The organism is Mesorhizobium sp. 2RAF45 (assembly GCF_052115225.1).
GTDB classification, from domain to species: domain Bacteria; phylum Pseudomonadota; class Alphaproteobacteria; order Rhizobiales; family Rhizobiaceae; genus Mesorhizobium; species Mesorhizobium jarvisii.
On sequence record NZ_JBFRGG010000006.1, the window covers coordinates 283,896 to 297,606 of the forward strand.

General features: G+C 62.4%; 14 protein-coding genes. 6 read left to right on the plus strand and 8 right to left on the minus strand.

Annotated elements, in window-relative coordinates; genetic code table 11:
- Positions 1–53: 53 nt before the first annotated feature.
- On the minus strand, positions 54–680 hold the full coding sequence (locus AB4Z43_RS18985; RefSeq protein WP_019857112.1) for a LysE family translocator: 627 nt from the start codon (positions 678–680) through the stop codon (positions 54–56).
- Complete coding sequence (locus tag AB4Z43_RS18990) at positions 677–2,800, minus strand: S9 family peptidase (RefSeq protein WP_019857113.1); 2,124 nt, start codon at positions 2,798–2,800, stop codon at positions 677–679. Before AB4Z43_RS18990 ends, AB4Z43_RS18985 begins: the two co-directional genes overlap by 4 nt.
- A gap of 114 nt (positions 2,801–2,914) precedes the next feature.
- Between AB4Z43_RS18990 and AB4Z43_RS18995 the strand changes: the two genes are divergently transcribed.
- Entirely contained in the window at positions 2,915–3,139 is a 225-nt protein-coding gene (locus tag AB4Z43_RS18995; RefSeq protein WP_441938720.1) for a hypothetical protein, read from the plus strand.
- Between the two features lie 589 nt (positions 3,140–3,728).
- Positions 3,729–4,154 (plus strand): MucR family transcriptional regulator, encoded by a 426-nt coding sequence (locus AB4Z43_RS19000; protein WP_019857114.1) that lies wholly within the window; start codon positions 3,729–3,731, stop codon positions 4,152–4,154.
- Positions 4,155–4,236: 82 nt separating this feature from the next.
- Here AB4Z43_RS19000 and AB4Z43_RS19005 read toward each other — a convergent pair whose 3' ends face one another.
- Both AB4Z43_RS19005 and AB4Z43_RS19010 read right to left on the minus strand, forming a co-directional pair.
- Positions 4,237–4,665: a SufE family protein gene (locus tag AB4Z43_RS19005; RefSeq protein WP_019857115.1), complete on the minus strand. Its 429-nt coding sequence runs from the start codon at positions 4,663–4,665 to the stop codon at positions 4,237–4,239.
- 100 nt (positions 4,666–4,765) lie between these two features.
- A complete protein-coding gene (locus AB4Z43_RS19010) occupies positions 4,766–5,116 on the minus strand; it encodes a DUF5330 domain-containing protein (RefSeq protein ID WP_019857116.1) in 351 nt (116 codons plus the stop codon).
- A 532-nt stretch (positions 5,117–5,648) separates the two neighbouring features.
- Here AB4Z43_RS19010 and AB4Z43_RS19015 point away from each other — a divergent pair.
- The 3 genes from AB4Z43_RS19015 (at position 5,649) to AB4Z43_RS19025 (ending at position 8,754) form a co-directional block, all read left to right on the plus strand.
- A complete protein-coding gene (locus AB4Z43_RS19015) occupies positions 5,649–7,412 on the plus strand; it encodes a sensor histidine kinase (RefSeq protein ID WP_441938721.1) in 1,764 nt (587 codons plus the stop codon).
- Complete coding sequence (locus AB4Z43_RS19020) at positions 7,387–8,199, plus strand: peptidoglycan-binding domain-containing protein (RefSeq protein WP_441938722.1); 813 nt, start codon at positions 7,387–7,389, stop codon at positions 8,197–8,199. The genes AB4Z43_RS19015 and AB4Z43_RS19020 overlap by 26 nt, the downstream gene beginning before the upstream one ends.
- A 207-nt stretch (positions 8,200–8,406) precedes the next feature.
- A complete protein-coding gene (locus AB4Z43_RS19025; protein ID WP_019857119.1) occupies positions 8,407–8,754 on the plus strand; it encodes a DUF1491 family protein in 348 nt (115 codons plus the stop codon).
- On the opposite strand, the gene AB4Z43_RS19030 is transcribed toward AB4Z43_RS19025, so the two are convergent.
- Entirely contained in the window at positions 8,732–9,766 is a 1,035-nt protein-coding gene (locus AB4Z43_RS19030) for a hypothetical protein (RefSeq protein ID WP_441938723.1), read from the minus strand. The two genes, AB4Z43_RS19025 and AB4Z43_RS19030, sit on opposite strands and share 23 nt — an antisense overlap.
- A 210-nt stretch (positions 9,767–9,976) precedes the next feature.
- Between AB4Z43_RS19030 and AB4Z43_RS19035 the strand changes: the two genes are divergently transcribed.
- Positions 9,977–10,162, plus strand: coding sequence for a hypothetical protein (locus tag AB4Z43_RS19035; RefSeq protein ID WP_441938724.1), 186 nt, complete (start codon positions 9,977–9,979; stop codon positions 10,160–10,162).
- Between the two features lie 51 nt (positions 10,163–10,213).
- Here AB4Z43_RS19035 and AB4Z43_RS19040 read toward each other — a convergent pair whose 3' ends face one another.
- The 3 genes from AB4Z43_RS19040 to AB4Z43_RS19050 form a co-directional block, all read right to left on the minus strand.
- Positions 10,214–10,783 carry a DUF1254 domain-containing protein gene (locus AB4Z43_RS19040; RefSeq protein ID WP_441938725.1) on the minus strand — a complete coding sequence of 190 codons (570 nt, stop codon included), beginning with the start codon at positions 10,781–10,783 and terminating at the stop codon, positions 10,214–10,216.
- Positions 10,776–11,360 carry a DUF1214 domain-containing protein gene (locus AB4Z43_RS19045; RefSeq protein ID WP_019857122.1) on the minus strand — a complete coding sequence of 195 codons (585 nt, stop codon included), beginning with the start codon at positions 11,358–11,360 and terminating at the stop codon, positions 10,776–10,778. Before AB4Z43_RS19045 ends, AB4Z43_RS19040 begins: the two co-directional genes overlap by 8 nt.
- Before the next feature lie 111 nt (positions 11,361–11,471).
- On the minus strand, positions 11,472–13,625 hold the full coding sequence (locus AB4Z43_RS19050; protein WP_019857123.1) for a transglycosylase domain-containing protein: 2,154 nt from the start codon (positions 13,623–13,625) through the stop codon (positions 11,472–11,474).
- Positions 13,626–13,711 lie beyond the last annotated feature (86 nt).

Consider the following 13,711-nt stretch of genomic DNA (forward strand, 5'->3'; position numbering starts at 1 on the left):
AATTCAAAAAGTCATGATCGCTGAACCCAAAAGTGAACGTGCTGTCCGGAGCCTCAGCGTTGCTGCAAGGCCAGGCGCACGCCCAAGGCACAGTAGATTCCGCCGACAACCTTGCCCTGCCATTTCAGCACGGTCGGATTTCGGCGCAGGAAAGAGCCGAGACGACCGGCGCTCACGGCAAAGACGATCGTGCTGAAAAGGCCGAGCACGACGAAGACAATTCCCAGCACGGCCAATTGAAGCATCACCGTTCCGTTTTCGGGCCGTACGAACTGAGGCAGGAATGCCAGGAAAAACAGTGCGGTCTTGGGGTTGAGCACTTCGGTCAGGACGGCCTGCCGAAACGCCTTGTCAGCCGAGATCGCGAGCGCGCCGGCAGCGGGATCGGCCGGCGTTTTCTCAATGATGGCGCGGATGCCGAGATAAACGAGGTAGGCCGCACCGATATATTTTACGATGCTGAACAGCGTCGCCGAGGTGGCGATGATCGCCGAGATGCCGAGCATCGCCATGACAGTCTGAAAAATGTCGCCGGCCGCGATCCCGGCGCCGGTCGCGATCCCGACCTTCGTTCCCGAACTCGTTGCCCGGGCGATCGTCAGCAGCGTGGCCGGACCCGGAATAAAGACAAAGCCGAGCACGACGGCGATGTAGGCGATCAATGTCGACAGATCGATCATCGGAGGGTCTCCTCGATAAGCTGCGCCTTGCCTGTAACCTTCAGCGCGAAGGAATAGGTATAGGCGATCTCCTCCAGCCTTGAAAACCGGCCGGAGGCGCCGGCATGGCCGGAATCCATGTTGATCTTGAACAGCACCGGATTGTCGCCGATCTTGCGGTCGCGCAGCCGTGCGACCCATTTGGCCGGCTCCCAATAGGTGACGCGCGGGTCGGTTAGGCCGGCGAGCGCCAGGATCGGCGGATAGTCGAGGGCCGCGACATTGTCGTAAGGCGAGTAAGCGGCGATGGTGCGGTAGTCGTCGGCCGACGCGACCGGATTGCCCCATTCCGGCCATTCCGGCGGTGTCAGCGGCAAGGTCGCGTCGAGCATGGTGGTGAGCACGTCGACGAAGGGAACCTCGGCGACGATGCCGCCGAAGCAGTCCGGCGCCATATTGGCGATGGCGCCCATCAGCATGCCGCCGGCCGAGCCGCCTTGCGCGACCATGCGGTCATGCGCGCTATAGCGCTCGGCAACGAGGTGGCGCGCACAGGCGATGAAATCCGTAAACGTGTTCATCTTGTGCGCCCGCTTGCCGTCATCGTACCAGCCGTAGCCCTTGTCCTTGCCGCCGCGCACATGAGCGATGGCGTAGACGAAGCCGCGGTCGACCAGCGACAGGCAGTTGGTGTTGAAGGCCGCCGGCACGGTGATGCCGTACGAGCCGTAGCCGTAAAGCAGGCAAGGTGCTGATCCATCTAGCGGCGTGTCGCGATGGTGCAGAAGCGAGATCGGCACCAGCTCGCCGTCGGCGGCGGGCGCCATCAGCCGCCTGGTGACATAATGGTCCGCATCATGACCGGCCGGAACTTCCTGGGTCTTGAGCAGCACACGTTCGCGAGTGCGCATATTGTAGTCGAACACCTGCGCTGGCGTCGTCATCGACGAATAGGAAAAGCGCATGATCTCGGTGTCGTATTCATAGGAGCCCGACAGGCCGAGCGAGAAAGCCTCCTCATCGAGAGACAGAAGATGCTCTTCGCCACTGGTGCGGTCGCGCACGACAATGCGCGGCAGGCCCTCCTTGCGCTCAAGCCGGACCATATGGTCCTTGAAGCCGATCACCGACAGGATCAGCCGGCCCGGTTCATGCGGCACCAGCTCCTGCCAGTTGGCGCGGACCGGATCGCTTGCCGGCGCCGTCATGATCTTGAAGTCCTTGGCGCCGTCCGCATTGGTCAGGATGAAGAAGATGTCGCCGCCTTCCTCCAGCTCATATTGAAGGCCGGTCTCGCGCGCACAAACCAGCCTGGGTTCGGCAAACGGATCGCTGGCGCTCAGCAGCCGATATTCCGAGGTCTCGTGGTCGTTGATGCCGATCATGATCCATTGGTTGTCGCGGGTGCCGTCGACATTCATGAAGAAGCCGGGATCGGTTTCCTCATAGATCAGGCGGTCGGTTCCAGGGTCTTGTCCAAGCGCGTGGAACAGCACTTTCGAGGGCCGGTGGTTGGGGTCGAGACGCGTGTAGAAGAATCCGTCATTGCCCGCGTCCCATACGCCCGAGCCGCCTGTCGCGGGAATCTGGTCCGCCAAGTCCTTGCCATCGGCAAGGTCGCGCACGCACAACGTGTAGAACTCGGACCCCTTGTCGTCGAAGGCCCACAACAGCCTGCGGTGATCAGCCGAATGGTCGACACCGCCGAGCCGGAAATACGCCTTGCCTTCCGCCTCGAGGTCGCCGTCGAGCAGGATCTGCTCGGTTCCGCCGTCGCGCGGCATGCGGAAATAGCGCGGCTGCTCGCCGCCGAGCTTGAAAGAAGATCCATAGGCATAGGGCCCGTCCTTCATCGGAACGGAAGAATCGTCTTCCTTGATGCGGCCCTTCATCTCCTTGAAAAGCTGCTTCCGCAGGTCTGAAGTGTCGGCCATCAGCTTCGACTGGTAGGCATTCTCGGCTTCGAGTTCGGCGCGGATGCCCGCATCGAGCAGGGACGGGTCCCGAAACATCTCCTGCCAGTTGTCGGCCCGCAGCCAGGCATATTCATCGGTTCGCGTGATGCCGTGATGCGTGTCGAAAACCGGCCGCTTCTGCGGTGTCGGCGGGCTGACGATCGGAAATCCGGAAGTCTTGGTCATTGCGTCTCGCTTGGGAATATCTTGAATGATGAGTGAACACGCCGATCAGGGTGGGTTCAAGGGCCGTAACCTAGAGGTGGTGTCGGCTCCATGAGGTGGGTCGGGAGGAAGATGATGACTATTCGATCTCGGATCGCTGCGACTTTCGCCGTCGCTTCGCTGACTCTGGTCTTTGCCGGCCAGTCTCATGCGACCGTATTCGCGGCTTGGCAAGTGGCCAATGTGCCGTTCGGCGAGACGCTCAACGTGCGCAAGTATCCGTCCGGCACCTCCCAGAAGCAGGCCGCATACCCGAACGGCACCGTCCTGCAGATACCGGGCGATGCACCGGCGGCGTAAACCGGCTCGACATCGCCAATCAGCCGGCATGGAAGCAACACCAGACGGTTCGCTATCGCTGGTCTGAGGTCTGGCACGACCCGGCCAAAAACGGCGCTTTCGTCACCGGCCGGGCCTATGGGAAGTACATCACCCCGTATTGCTTGACGGTCGTCGATTGATTGTGATGCGGCCGGTGGGACAGGTCGCCTCGTTGTCTGCGAAAAGATGAGCGGCAACCTATGGTTTTGTGCAAAGTTGTGAACAACCAAGATTGACGGCGCCCTGACAAAGCAAACCAGAGCATTGAGAATTGCTTTGTGAGTTATCGCGAATGTAACGATCAGCTGACCTAACGTCAGGCAGTGCCGGTTTGGCGAACGAAATATCGAAAAATTACATGATGCACGAAAGATTGAAGCTGACTGGCGAATAGTTGATCAGATTTCCTAAATATAATGCAAAGGGCGAATTGACTTACTTGCTCCATGGTCGCATTGATGTGCCCACGACACGAATCGTAGAAACACTACCTGCTCAAAATTCGTGCGATGCCCTGCCTGTAAAAAAGGGCGCATATCGACGTAACTCTTGTTGGGGCCTGAAGACCATGGATATTGTCGAAACACCTTCCAGAAACAACGATGCGCTGATCGAGCTGACCGCCGATGTGGTGGCCGCCTATGTCAGCAACAACCCCGTGCCGGTCGGCGAATTGCCGAACCTCATATCCGATGTCCATGCCGCTCTCGGGCGTGTGGGCGGAACCGCCGAACAGCCCCCCGCCGACAAGCAGAAGCCGGCTGTCAACCCGAAGCGCTCGGTTCATGACGACTACATTGTCTGCCTTGAAGACGGCAAGAAGTTCAAGTCGCTCAAGCGTCACCTGATGACCCACTATGATCTTACGCCGGAGCAGTATCGCGAAAAGTGGAATCTCGACCCGAGCTATCCGATGGTTGCTCCGAACTATGCGGCAGCCCGCTCCCAGCTCGCCAAGAAGATGGGCCTTGGCCGCAAGCGCAAGGCGCGGTAGTCGCTGTTCCCTCAGGTCGACCCGACATCGACGGCGCCTTTGGGCGCCGTTTGATTTTGGGGAACAGGCTGGCCGGAGGGCGTCAGGCGGTCTGCTTGAGTGCCATCTCGGCATCGCGCTTGATGCGCTTGACCATCGAGCGAAGGCCATTGGCGCGCTGCGGCGACAGGTGCTCGTCCAGGCCGAGTGCCTTCAGCGTGGCTTCCGCATCGGTTTTCTGGATTTCGCTGGCGGTCCGTCCGGAAAACAGCGCCAGCATGATCGCGACCAGACCGCGCACGATATGGGCGTCCGAATCCCCCGTGAAAGTGACGACCGGATCGCTGCCCGGTCCCTGTTCGGTGGTCAGCCAGACCTGGCTGACGCAACCCGGGACCTTGTTGGCGGCATTGCGCTCTTCATCGGGAAAGGGAGGCAGCGCCTCGCCGAGCTCGATGACGTAACGATAGCGGTCCTCCCATTCGTCAAGGAAGGAGAAGTCGTCGCGGATCGTCTGGATCGTGGTCGTCATGATCCGGATATAGTCACGCGGCGGCCCCGCGTCACGGAAAAAACAAGGACACCGCGGGCGTCGAGAGGGCAGACGGCCCGCGGTGCGCCGTCGAGACGGCTTAATTCTTGACCGGCAGGTTGACGGTCTCGGGCAGGACGATCTCTTCCGCCACGCTGCCCGTCATTGTCGAGGTATCGGGGCCGGTGGACTTGTCGTCCAGCATGGCGGCCGCGATCTTGGCGGTTTCCTTGGCACGCGCGGTGATGGTGTGCATCGCCGACTTGCCCGTCTCACAGACGTCGGGCTTGCGCTCGCAGATGCCGGCAATGTCGCCCACCGCGTCGCGTGCCGCGAACAGGGCCTGGATCGGCCCGACGCTTTCCTGCCCCGGCTCGTCGGAACCGACACCCAGCGGCAGCGCCAGCAGCACCAGTGAAAACCAGAAAGCCATTCTTATCAGGAAGAACATGCCTGCCTCTCGTCGTGACCGGATCATGCATCATATGGCATGACCTCTTTTATGGGCAGGATGTTGGCACACAGGCACAAAGGACGGCTTGCGCGCACAGCGACAATTTTCCTCAAATTTTAGGCAAATTCGAAACGAAGCGTTTTGCCATGGATTTGTTTCATATCGGGACGATTTTCGTTATCTCTTGATAACCGTTTATCCTGCTGTTTCCATTGAATTTTTCTGGAATTTAGTCGGTTCTCACCTCGTCCATGATCCGGCGACGGCAGGCGTTCGCAGATAACCCTCCATTTACTATGGCGGCATTTGCCCGGGTTTTCGACCGCTGCGATCCCGATATTTGCCACGGGCCGGGCTTTGGTCGGCCCTGCCTTATCCATTCCTTAAACGCTGGATGAGAGTTTCGGAGCCAATCAAAACAATCTGCAAAAGCAGAGCTGTTCACGACGAGTGCGAGTGCGTTGAGTTGATGCCGATCAAGGCCAGATACGCTGAATTGCCTGGCGCGATTGCCGCCGGTTGCGAACGTATGGTCCATCCCTCAATTCTCGGGCAGAGCGGCCGCGAGCGCCAACGCCGTTTCATCGGTGTCATGCTGGCAGCGCCATTCTTCGCCGCGGGTGCCGCGGTCACGCTGGTCACATCAGGCATGGGCGCCGCTGTGACCATGGCCGCTATCTTCGCCGCCTTCGGTCTGTGCTGGTTCGTCGCCTTGCTGGTGGCGGCTACCGGCAAGATGCCCGTGGCGGCACCGGTTGCCCTGGCGATGGCGGCCGTTGCGCTTGGCGGTCTGATCGCCGCCGCCGGCGGGTTGAGTTCTCCCGTCGCCGTGCTTGCCGTGGCGCTGCCCTTCGAAGCCTGGTGGATCGGTGCTTCGCGGCGTGCGGTCCTGTGGGGAGCGGTCTCGGCCATTGCCGCCATCGCCCTTCAGCCTCTGGCTGCGGCCTTCTTGCCCTTCGCGCGCGCGCAGATCGCTGCCTGGCATTGGCTGGTGCCGCTGGCCTGGGCGCTGACGCTGATCCCGCGCCTGTCGGCGTTTCGCGATAGCGCCGGTGCGGCCGATACGCTCGATACCGGCGACCGGCTGGAAGACATCATTGACGCGGTGATCCTGCGCGTCGCCCGCCATGGCGAGGTGCTCGATGCGTCCGCCAAGGCACGCACGCTTTTGAAATTGCCGCCGGAACTGCTTTCCGGAACCGGCTTGTTCGACCGTGTCCACCTGTCGGACCGTGTCTCCTATCTCAGCGCCCTGGCGGATATGCGCGATGGTGCTGCCTCGCGCCGCCTCGAATTGCGCGTCAGGCTGCCCCAGAACGGCAACGGCCAGAATGATACGCGCCAAAGTGACAGTCGCTTGATGGCCGACAATTACCGGCCATTCCTGCTCGAACTGCTGCGTGGCGAGGAGCAGAGCGACGTCTTCACGCTGGTGCTGCGCGAGAATGACGAGACTGCCCGCCTGCGTGAGGAACTGGCGCAGGCCAATGAGACGGCGGCAGCCGCGGAAGTGGCCAAGGGCCGGTTCCTGGCGGTGGTCAGCCATGAACTGCGCACGCCGCTGAACGCCATCATCGGCTTCTCGGACATGCTGCTGCATGAGATGTTCGGCGCCTTCAAGGATCCGCGCCAGAAGGAATATGTCACCCTGGTGCGGGATTCGGGCCAGCATCTTCTGGCTGTCGTGACGTCCATACTCGACGTGTCGAGGATCGAATCGGGCGCCTACACGGCGGACCCGGAGCCGTTCCGGTTTATGGAAGCCGTCGAGATGTGCCAGTCGATGATGCGGCTGCAGGCGCAGGCCAAGAACATCGATTTGCAGACGCAGATCGCTCCCGACGCCGGCGACATCAATGCCGATCGCCGCGCCGTGCAGCAGATGCTGATCAATCTCGTCTCCAATGCGATCAAGTTCACGCCCGACGGCGGCGATGTCGTCGTTGGCGCCAAGCGGATCGGTTCGCGCCTGCATTTCTGGGTCAGGGACACCGGCATCGGCATTGCCGAGGAGGATTTCGCCAATCTCGGCAAGCCCTTCACGCAGATCCAGAACGACTATACGCGCCGTTTCGAGGGGACCGGCCTTGGCCTGTCGCTGGTGAAGGGGCTGGTGGCGCTGCACGAAGGCACCATGTCGATCGAAAGCATGCCGGGCGAGGGCACCACGGTGACCATCAGCCTGCCGGTCAACGGGCCGAAGGGGCGTCCGGCGAACGAGGCAGGGGTGCTGACGATGCCGGTGACGAGGGCGAAAGGGGACAGAAATGGCTCGCTCCGCAAAACAGCCTAAGGCGGTCAAACGCCGCAGCAACGCCTTCCAGGACGGCGCCATGGCCGTCGGCGGGATGATTTCGCGCAATCCGGTCCTGGTCGGCGGATCGACGGCATTCCTGGTGACGCTGTTCTATGTCTCGGCGAATGCGCTGTGGTATCAGCCTTTCCCGCATGCCGGGGCGTTCTTCGCCACCCGCAATTTCCAGGGTTTTCCGCACACTGCCTCCGACGAGCCGGAGACGACGATCAACATCGTGCGGCCCAATGCGGCCCCCGCACCGATGAAGGGTGATCCGGTGGTCGAGCAGGTGCAAGGCATATTGAAGGACCTCGACTTCTATTCCGGCACGGTCGACGGCATTTCCGGCCCCAACACGCGCAAGGCCATACAGGCCTACCAGCAGAAGGTCGGCCTCAACGCTTCCGGCGAGATCGATGCCCTGTTGCTCGATCAGCTTGGTGCAACGCCGAAGACTGCCTCCGTGCCCAAACCGCAGCCGCGCCCGGATACGCAGGCCGCCGTTCCGGTGTCCCTCCAGACAAATTTTGGTCAGACAAATTCTGGGCAAACGAATTCCGGGCAGACGGATGCCGCCCCGACCCAGGGACCCGACCCCCGCATCGTCAAGATCCAGGCCGGGCTCAAGGCGTTCGGCAATGACGACATGCAGTTGGATGGTGTCGTCGGCGCGCGCACCAAGGCGGCGATCAAGGAATTCCAGTCGCTGTTCGGCCTGCCGCAGACCGGCGAGCCCGACGAGATCGTCTACGTCAAGATGCGCGAGATCGGCCTGACCAATTGAGGTCCGGCCAACGAGGCCGAAACGACGGCTCGCCGAGCGGCGGAATTATCGGCAAGCAATTCCAGGAAAAGTTTGAACGGTTTTCCCGGGAAAAGCGCGTAGCGCTTTCCCTAGGGAATTGCGTCAAAACAAAGAGTTAGAGCAGATGGCCGTTTCCTTGAAACGGCCATCTGCTTTAGATAGCCCGCACGCTTTCGGAGCTTTCTTATGCGCGTCACATCGGATCTGTGGGTTTCTGCCTTGGTGCGCCGCGTTTTCGGCGCTGGCGGATTTGCCGCCGTGGTCAACCGTGGCGCGACCGAGGCCGGTGCTGTTTTCGTGCTGGCGCGGGGCAGGCTGGGTGACGTCGCCCTCTACGGGCCGGCGCCGCAGACAAGCTACGATTCGGCCAAGCCCGACGACCGTTTCTTCAGCCTTCTCGCCGCCGAAGACGATCCGGCCGTGCTCGATGCCCGTCTCGAGAGGGAAAAGAAGTTCGATCCCGACATCTGGGTGGTGGAGATCGAGGCCGGCACCGTTCCCGTCGAGGAGCTTATTTCCGTGAAGACGCCTTGAGGGCGGGGGCTGAGGCTTCGTCGCTGTTCGATGCCTTGCGGCTGTCGCTGTTTGCGGGCGACGCGTCGCGAACCATCCTGGAGAGGGCCTCGGCTTTCCATCCCCGCACCCTGTCCAGAGCCACATCGCGATGCAGCAGGCGGTAGCGGTCGAGATAGGTGCGGATGGCCTGCGGATGCGGGAACAGGCTGGGGTAGATGGCGACGGTGATCAGGAAGGCCCTGTCCTCGCTGAAGTCGAGCGATCGTAGCGCCGCGAGCAGTGAGGCATAGTTCTGGCTGGCAGTCAGCGAGCGCGCGGTCGAGAAATCAATGTCGAGCGCGTCCGCAAGCGCGGTCTGGAAGAAAGCGGCGTTTCCCGTCAGCGCCGTCTCGCGCAGTTTGACATAGGTATCCGAGGCGGGGAACGCATCGACCTTCGCCGCCGATGCTTCGTCGCCGGTACGCATCATCGAGCGCAGCCTGCGCCGGGCATTCTCGGCGGCAATGCCGGGAGACTGTTGGCTTGAAGCACTGTCCTCGGCAGCTTCCGCATTCACGGCTGCGACGGTTGGCGCCGCGGGGGCTTGCACGTCCGGTTCCCGCACCCGCACCAGTGTCGGCCGTTCGAGCGCCCGGATCAGATCGGCGATGGTCGGGTTCAGGTCCTTGCGGCGCGCTATGGCCCGCGCGTGCGGCAGCCCGTGCCGGCCGATCAGCGCGATGAGGTCGATATCGCTGACGGCGCGCGAACGGATCAGCAGCGGCGCGGCAATGTCGACCGGTTCCTCGCAGAGGCGCCGCACGAGTGCCGCGGGGGCATATTCGCATTCGGAAAGGGCGGCAGCGACGTAGCGTCGCGATTCGACGGACACATCGTCGAACAGCGGCAGCGTCAGGTCTTCGAGTTGGCCGATCTCGCGGCGTGACGGGCGGGTCAGCGAGCAGAACGCCGACACCGCGGCGCGGAACAGCCTTTCGGCCTTGCCCGATTCCGTCCGTATCGCGATTTGCCTGAAGTCCGAAGATGACACGAAGGATACCCGATACTCGATACACAGCCTTGACCACGCTCAACCGGGACTGTGTCGGTTGAGCGATTGCCCTGGTCAGAACCTGCTGACCTCAAGACAAAGATCAAGTTAGCGGTGATCCGTTAGCGCTCCGTTAACCCTCTGCCGGCCTTAATGATATTTGGAGGCGTTGCGTTGTGCTCCGGGGAAACCGAGAGGAATGCGCGAATCATGGGCATGGTACTGTCTTTCGTGCCGCGTGCGGCACCGACCAATCGAGCCAAGCAAAACACCGAAATACCGGCGGCGGTGATCATCTTTCCAGGCATCCGCTATGAGCGGTCCAGCACCGGGGAAGCTCGGCCTGCCGGGCCCGACAAGCCGGGATCGCCACGGACGCCGGTGCCGCACCACTGAAGCCTTGGTCCGTTCCGTCAGGCTACTAGATCTGGGCCTCTGGCTATTGGTCTAGAAATCCTGCAGCTCGCAGGAACTCTGGTCGAGAAAGCGTGACACGATCGGCTTCCAGCTGTCGTCCGGGACGAAGCTGCGGATGACGAAGATGCCCTCGTCGATCGGTGCTTCGACGAAGATCGCCCCCTGCAGATCCTCGGGCAAATCCTTGCGCACGTCGATCATCTGCGCCGGCGTCAGCACCACGGCATCGAGCTTGCCGCCGGTCGCCGTATGGTCGTTGAAGGAATAGATGTTGTGGCCGTTGCGGTCATAGACCGACACCGACCAGAAGGGGACGTTCCCCGGAGCTTTGATCCGGACCATGCCTTGCTCGAGGTCGAAACGGCAGGCCGTGGCGTAGAACAGCGGGTCGACCGATTTCACCACCGGCGCGCCGCCCGCCTCGGCATCGAGCCGGTTCATCCGGTAGAGATCGGAGGCCATGGACAATCGCGACCAGGCATCGCGTTCCGAAAATTCCGGTACCAGGAGCAGCACCACGATGTGGACAATGCCGGCGCCGACCAGGCCGAGCAGCACAGCGTGGAAAAGACGGCGCAGCGTGGCCAGGACATTACGCATCGCAGCCGGCCTTCACGATCCTGGGCAGCGAGACGTCCGACAGGCCGGTGCTGCTGGCGATCGGCGTGTCGTAGAAGGTCAGGACGAAATACATCCGTCCAGAACCGTCGGTCAGAAGCCAATTGCCGGGCATGGGGTGATGGCCGACCGAGATGGTCACCGAATTGTCGGCCTGGCGCAGCACCTGGTAGGATTGAAGCGCGGCAAGCCGCGGCTTGCCGGTCTCGACGACGCCGAGCGACTGATCGGCGGCGTAGAGCGTCCAGAATCGAGCGGTCGGGAATCCGCCCTCTATCCTGTAGCTGCATTCCCGCTTGAGCTGGTCGCCGGCAGCGTCATTTTCGGCGACGAAGGACAGGCCTTCGGCGCGGCCGAGTGCAAGCACGCCCTCGCGCGCCACGCGGGCCTTCGAGTAGGGGTCGGCTGCTGGAGTGCCGATATCGGGGAAGGCCGTCCATTGGCCGATGCGGATGGCGCCGACGCCGTCCTGGATCTTCAGCGCATACCAGACGCTGGCGCCGCCGCCGCCAATGGCTATGGCAAGCGAAAGCAGCATCAGGAAGGCGTTCTTGAGCATGAAGGGCCGCGTGCGCGAAGGATTGCCGTTCGGGGATATCGCGGCGCGGGGCCCTGTGGCAAGCGGGCGTGATGGATTTGCCTGTTGGCTTGGTCCGCGCCGAGGCCGAAGTCACAGCGCCGAGAGCGTTTCGGGCGAGGCGGCGGCGTTGAGTTTGGGTGCGGATTGGAACAGCTGCGTCATGTCCCTCAGCGTCTGCGTGGTCCGGCCGGACAGCACCGCAGGGCGTTCGGCGGCCGCGTCGGCCGCGGCCTGTTCCTCGCTCTTCTTCTGCGCTTCCGCGGCCTTGGCCGCGATATCCTCGTCGACGAAAGGTTTGTCGATGCCGGGGATCGGCTTCAGGTCGATGTTCTGGTGCGCGTAGACCATCAGGCGTTGCCACACCATCGCCGGCAGCGAGCCGCCGGTCATGTTCTTGGTCGGGGTGAAATCATCATTGCCCAGCCACACGGCCGCCGTGTAGTTGCCGGTGAAGCCGACGAACCAGGCATCACGATAGGATTGCGTCGTGCCGGTCTTGCCGGCGACGACGATGTTGGGAATTTGCGCGCGCCGCGCCGTGCCCATCACCGGCACGGCCGCCAGCATGGTGTTCATGGATTTCAGCGCCTGCTCGGACAGCACCCGGTGCGGCGGCGGCGCATCCTTGGTCCAGTCATAGACTACGTCGCCGGTGCGGGTGACGAGCTGGGTGATGCCGTGCCGGGAGCCGACGAAGCCGTTTTGGGCGAACACGCTGTAGCCCGTCGCCTGGTCCATCACGGTCATGCCCGAAGTGCCGAGCACCATCGTCTTGTGTGCCTCTAGCGGCGATTCCACGCCCATCGCCTCAGCCATCGCCTTGATCGGCGCGATGCCGAGATGGTCCTTGGCCAGCCGCACCGGGACGGTGTTGATCGACTTGGCCATCGCCATGATCAGCGTGATGTTGCCGGCTGATTCGCCGCTGTAATTGTGCGGTGACCAGTTGCCCCAGCTGATTGGCCCGCCGGAAATGATGGAGTTGGGCGTGAAGCCGTGTTCCATCGCCGTGGCGTAGACATAGGGTTTGAAGGACGAGCCGGTCTGGCGCAGCGCCTTGGTGGCGCGGTTGAACTGGCTGGCGCCGTAGTCGCGGCCGCCGACGATGGCGCGGACCGCGCCATTGGTCTCGATGACCACAACGGCACCTTCGGTGACGTTGTACTCCTTGCCGAACTGGCGCAGGTGGAACTCGACGGACTCTTCCGCCGCCTTCTGGATGTTGGCGTCGAAGGTGGTATGGGCAACCAGCGAATGCTGGCCGGGCTTGGCGATCTTCTTGACCTCGTCGAAGGCCCAGTCGAGGAAATAATCGGGGCTCTTCTGTTCGCCGCGGTCGACGACGTCGGCCGGATGCAGCCTTGCCTGCAGCACCTGGCCTTCGGTCATGAAGCCGGAATCGACCAGGTTCGACAGCACCACATTGGCGCGGGCGCGCGCTGCCGGCAGGTTGATGTGCGGGGCGTATTTGGTCGGTGCCTTGAACAGGCCGGCCAGCATCGCCGCTTCGGCCAGGTTCAAGTCCTTGACGCTCTTGCCGAAATAGAAGTCCGCCGCCGCCTCGATGCCGAAGGTGCCGCCGCCCATATAGGCGCGGTCGAGATAGAGTTGCAGGATTTCCTTTTTCGACAGATTGGCTTCGAGCCACAGCGACAGGAAGGCTTCCTTGATCTTGCGCTCGAAGGTGCGCTCATTGGTCAGGAACAGGTTCTTGGCCAGCTGCTGGGTGATGCTCGAGCCACCCTGGACGACCGAGTTCGCCCGCACATTCTCGAAGATCGCGCGGGACAGGCCGAGTACGTCGATGCCGTAGTGGTCGAAGAAGCGTCGGTCCTCGGTGGCCAGCACCGCCTTGATGACATGGTCCGGCATCTCGTCGACCGGCACGGAATCGCGCTGGATGATGCCGCGCTGGCCGATCTCGTTGCCATAGCGGTCGAGGAAGGTGACGGCGAAATCGCCTTGGGCGCGCCAGTCGCCGGCCGTATCCTGGAACGCCGGAATGGCCAGCGCCAGCATCACCACGATGCCGCCGGCGCCGAGCGTGAAACCTTCGCTCAAAATCTCGATGATGCCACGCCGCCAGCCCTTGAGACGGAAGCGCCGCGAGAAGATCGTCGCCGCTTCCCAGAACTGCCGCGCCTTGAACCCGATCTCATAGAGCGAGGAATCGATCCAGGCGTCCAGCGCCAGAAGGCGCGACGCGATCGGACCTCTTCTCTTGCGCGGTTCAGGGCTGACCATTCAAAAACCCGGCTCGGCTGTGGCGTGACCTGAAAACCGCAAGCCGGCAATTTCAGGGCGGCGCCCTGTCCTGACTATTCATCCAT

Bases quoted from the DNA above. Each gene is read 5' to 3' on its own strand.
- AB4Z43_RS19025 (WP_019857119.1), top strand. From the start codon at position 8,407: ATGCGCGTCACATCGGATCTGTGGGTTTCTGCCTTGGTGCGCCGCGTT.
- AB4Z43_RS19035 (WP_441938724.1), top strand. From the start codon at position 9,977: ATGGGCATGGTACTGTCTTTCGTGCCGCGTGCGGCACCGACCAATCGA.
- AB4Z43_RS19005 (WP_019857115.1), bottom strand. From the start codon at position 4,665: ATGACGACCACGATCCAGACGATCCGCGACGACTTCTCCTTCCTTGAC.
- AB4Z43_RS18995 (WP_441938720.1), top strand. From the start codon at position 2,915: ATGACTATTCGATCTCGGATCGCTGCGACTTTCGCCGTCGCTTCGCTG.
- AB4Z43_RS18985 (WP_019857112.1), bottom strand. From the start codon at position 680: ATGATCGATCTGTCGACATTGATCGCCTACATCGCCGTCGTGCTCGGC.
- AB4Z43_RS18990 (WP_019857113.1), bottom strand. From the start codon at position 2,800: ATGACCAAGACTTCCGGATTTCCGATCGTCAGCCCGCCGACACCGCAG.
- AB4Z43_RS19040 (WP_441938725.1), bottom strand. From the start codon at position 10,783: ATGCGTAATGTCCTGGCCACGCTGCGCCGTCTTTTCCACGCTGTGCTG.
- AB4Z43_RS19045 (WP_019857122.1), bottom strand. From the start codon at position 11,360: ATGCTCAAGAACGCCTTCCTGATGCTGCTTTCGCTTGCCATAGCCATT.
- AB4Z43_RS19020 (WP_441938722.1), top strand. From the start codon at position 7,387: ATGGCTCGCTCCGCAAAACAGCCTAAGGCGGTCAAACGCCGCAGCAAC.
- AB4Z43_RS19000 (WP_019857114.1), top strand. From the start codon at position 3,729: ATGGATATTGTCGAAACACCTTCCAGAAACAACGATGCGCTGATCGAG.
- AB4Z43_RS19015 (WP_441938721.1), top strand. From the start codon at position 5,649: ATGGTCCATCCCTCAATTCTCGGGCAGAGCGGCCGCGAGCGCCAACGC.
- AB4Z43_RS19010 (WP_019857116.1), bottom strand. From the start codon at position 5,116: ATGTTCTTCCTGATAAGAATGGCTTTCTGGTTTTCACTGGTGCTGCTG.
- AB4Z43_RS19050 (WP_019857123.1), bottom strand. From the start codon at position 13,625: ATGGTCAGCCCTGAACCGCGCAAGAGAAGAGGTCCGATCGCGTCGCGC.